Annotated in this window: 2 protein-coding genes; both read left to right on the top strand. The window is 33.9% G+C overall.

Annotated features, from left to right (window positions below; translation table 11 throughout):
* Window positions 1–492 precede the first annotated feature (492 nt).
* Window positions 493–1,062, top strand: coding sequence for an ADP-ribosyltransferase (locus F6K40_RS39020; RefSeq protein WP_293145318.1), 570 nt, complete (start codon window positions 493–495; stop codon window positions 1,060–1,062).
* A gap of 715 nt (window positions 1,063–1,777) precedes the next feature.
* On the top strand, window positions 1,778–3,883 hold the full coding sequence (locus tag F6K40_RS39015; protein WP_293145315.1) for an ABC transporter ATP-binding protein/permease: 2,106 nt from the start codon (window positions 1,778–1,780) through the stop codon (window positions 3,881–3,883).
* Window positions 3,884–4,338 lie beyond the last annotated feature (455 nt).

The raw sequence follows: 4,338 nt of genomic DNA, 5'->3' as shown, positions 1-4,338 counted from the left end.
TTCCCAGTGGCCGACCAAAATATCACGCTCTTCCCTCCCACACCTCCCACACCTACCACACCTCCCACACCTCCCACCCCTCCCACACCTCCCACACTTCCCACACCTCCCACACCTCCCACACCTCCCACACCTCCCACACTCTTTCTACCATTTCTCAGCACCACCACCATAGAATTTAGCTACAAGGGGGTTGGAGGTTTTTTTTGCTTGAAATTCCAAAACAAGTAGAGTTGCCAACCCTAAAACACAGCATCTACCGATTATTTCTTAATCATTAAATTAGAATTAATAGTCTATAAAAATACTGATTAGTTATTTATACCTAGAAAATTTTTATAAAGAATTGTTGAGAAATTGCTGTCTATGTAAATAGGGATCGATACGAAAAGTCCAAGTAATCTATTTATATCGAAAAATTATTTGAATATATCTATTACTTTATGAGTAATTTTAGGAGATAATAATAAGTATCGGGTTGAGATTAATTTTATGAATAACGTTGTCCTCGACCTCAACAACACACTTGTTGCTAAGGTCGCCAAATTAAGTGGAATGAGTTCTGTTGAAGCTGCAGAATCATTAGCAGCACTAGAAAGATTTACCACTGAAGATTTCCGTAAAATAAGACTAGCAGATAAAGAAGGAAAAAACGAAAAAAACGTTGAAAATCTTAATAATTTTATGCACAAGATGCCCGCTTATGATGGTGATATTTATCGGGGTATGTCTTTTAGTGAAAAATCAATAAAATCTTTTATTCAACAATTAAAACCCCATGGAGATTATACTTTAGATTCTGTCACCAGTTTTACTTCCGATCCAAAAGTTGCTGAGACTTATTCTGGTCATTGTTATCAAGTAGTAATTCGAGTAAAACACAACCATTCAGGAATTTCTATCAAAGATTTTTCAGCTATGTATACTGAAAAAGAAGTATTAGTTCCTAAAGGTACTAAATATGAGATAACTAATCTACCAAAGGAAGTTAAAGCTGGACAAATAAATTATATTGATTTGGAAGAAATTTCCATCGAAGGGGATGATTTTGAGTGTAATTAATTAGCTTGAAAATAGGAAGCATAGCCCTAGGTTTCAATAATTAATAATTAATAATTAACAATTAACAATTACCTCTTCGGCCTTGGTAATTGGTGGGATGATTTTCTACTAGGGGTGATACCCATCACTTACTCTGGTTAAATATTTAGAGGTATTAGAAACACATTACTTTTAAAGTTTCATCCCTTGATTTACCAACGCCGTTTTTTGAGTTGGTTGACTGAAAATCTCTTCCCTGTTCGCTGTTAAGTGTTCCCTGTTAAGTGTTCCCTGTTCCCTACTTTTACAAAAAGTCTATATATTTTTCGGAGATGTCTAATAATTAAACAATTAAATAATTAGATAATTTAGGTTTCAAGTCTCCCCAATAAAGGGGAAAAAAATAAATCTTTTTCCTACCGCGTCAATCCTCTCCCTTTTAGGGAGAGGTAATTATCCATTATCCATTTCCATTATCCATTATCCATTAATGAACCGGGTTCTATATTAGAGAGCTGGTTTAGGCTATATTTTTGCTTAAAAATTGCTTAAATCCCATTAGCTGAAAATCGGGCATAATTTCTGATTCAAAATCCCTTAAATCATTACTGTGTAAGTTTTTTAGAATTAATCAGCAAGCCCTAATTAGAAGTATGTAGACTGACATGATATTAGAAGTTACCTTGACGACCTACTTGTATATAATTACACAACAACTTTTGGAGTTAATGAGCAAGTGAATATAGTAAAGTTTACATTCAATCTGATTGAGCTTATTCTCAAAAAAATTTTCACAAATTTTGATCCTGAAGCAGATTCTAGTAAATTTTGGGACCGACTTAAAGTAATTATTCAACCCTATTGGTATCCAACACAAGATGATAGTCGAATTTTTTCTGAGGTAATTAAATCATGGGGAATGTTAGCTCTTTTGCTATTCTTAATCATTGGTTTGGTTAGTTTTAATGCTATCAGTAGTTTTGTTTTGCGTGAATTGGTTAATGTCATTCAAGAGAAAAATTTATCTGAGTTTATTACAACTCTGTGCCTAATTCTTGTTACTTTTTTGATGATCACTCTCTTGACAGCATTTTCTAGATTTGTCAAAGAGAAAATTTCCCTTGATTGGTATGAGTGGCTTAGTAATTATACGTTGCAGAAATATTTTCAAAATTGTGCTTACTATAAAATTAACTTTGACTCGAAGATTGAGAATCCAGATCAACGTTTAACCCAAGAAATTGAACCTATTACCAAAACAACTGTCAGCTTTTTAGCTACTTGTGTTGAAAAAAGTCTGGAAATGATAGTTTGTTTTGTGATTCTCTGGCAAATTTCTCAAATCATTGGTATTGTTGTGATTATTTCTACCCTAATCGGTAATGTTGTTGCCCTTTATTTAAGTCAAGAACTGAATCAGATAAATCAAGAACAACTCGAATCTCAAGCAAATTATAATTATGCTGTTATTCATGTTCGTAATCATGCTGAATCAATTGCTTTTTTTCAGGGGGAAAAACAAGAACTAAATATTATTCAGAAAAGGTTGAGAAATGTAATTAAAAGTTCTTTAAAGAAAATTAATTGGCAAAGAAATAAGGATTTGTTTGATCGAGGCTATCAGTCAATAATTCAAATTTTTCCTTTTTTAATTGTCGGCCCTTTATATATTACAGATAAAATTGATTTCGGAGAGGTGAATCAAGCTAGCTTATTGTCTAATTTGTTTGCCGGGGCTTTGTCTACATTGATTGGTGAAATTGCAGCTTCAGGACGATTTTCGAGTTTAATTGAACGTTTAGCAATTCTTTCAGAAACATTAGAAACTGTTACTCAACAACCCAACGGTTTGAATACTATTAAAACTGATGAAGAAGACCGTCTCGCTTTTGAGAATGTTACCCTACAAACCCCTAATTATGAAAAAGTAATCGTTAAAGATTTGACTTTTGAGGTAGAATCAAACCAAGCTCTTTTAATTGTGGGACCTAGTGGTTGTGGAAAAAGCTCTCTTTTACGAGCGATCGCTAGTTTATGGAATGCTGGAACTGGTCGTTTAGTGCGTCCAGAGCGAGATGAAATATTGTTTTTGCCTCAACGTCCTTATATAATTTTAGGAACGTTACGCGAACAGTTACTTTACCCGGATTTAGAGCGGGAAATCAGCGATGGAGAACTCAAAAAGATTTTAGAACAAGTTAATCTACCAGAAGTGCTGACTAAAGTGGGAGGATTTGATGAAGAAGTTCCTTGGGAGAATATATTATCACTAGGCGAACAACAACGTTTGGCTTTTGCCCGAATCTTAGTGACTTATCCTCAGTTCGTTATTTTAGATGAAGCGACGAGTGCTTTAGATTTGTCCAATGAAAGAAATTTATATCAACAATTAGAACAAATAGCAACAACATTTGTTAGTGTTGGACATCGAGAAAGTTTGTGTAGTTATCATCAAAAAGTTCTAGAACTTTCTGGGAATTCAAATTGGCGTTTAGTTGATGTTCAGGACTATAAGTTTTCGGAAAAAATAGTTGATGATTCTGAAGCAGATTTAACTATAGATAAAGAAATCAATATAGAAGATGATGTTGAAGAACAACAATCAGAGCCAGAAATCAATATAGAAGATGATGTTGAAGAACAACAATCAGAGTCAGAAAAAATTGTTTCAGAATCAGTTACGATAACAGGGTTCTCCCATAAAGAAATGGAAATGCTATCGAATTATACGCTCAACACAATTAGAAGTAAGGCAAGTCGGGGAAAAGTTGTTACTGGTAATGATGGTTTTAAGTACAGATATGACAAAAATCCCAATGTATTAAAATGGGTGAGAATTTAGACTTCTTGCAAAAGTCAGGGAATAGGGTAAGAATTCAGAATTTAGAATTTAGAATTTAGAATTCATAAATTTGGGATGAAAGCTTTAGTATTCTTGGCATTAAGGGTATTATATCAAATCTGGTTAAACAGTTATAGATTGGTTAACGAGTTAGGAGTCAGGAGTCAGGAGTCAGGAGTCAGGAGTCAGGAGGAGAAAGGATTACAAAGATTTAGTAGTTATGAAGATTGGAGATTGTTTTTATGTCCAATCAAGCGGATTTTATATTATATCATGTCCGGATAATTAGTGATAAAAAAACTTTCTCTTCTTTATAGCTTAAAATTCCCTCCTAACTCCTAACTCCTAACTCCTAACTCCTAACTCCTAACTCCTAACTCCTAACTCCTAACTCCTAACTCCTAACTCCTAACTCCTAACTCCTAACTCCTAACTCCTAACTCCTAACTCCTAAC

The organism is Okeania sp. SIO3I5, assembly GCF_010672085.1.
GTDB lineage: Bacteria > Cyanobacteriota > Cyanobacteriia > Cyanobacteriales > Microcoleaceae > Trichodesmium.
This window is presented reverse-complemented; position numbering and strand designations above follow the sequence as displayed.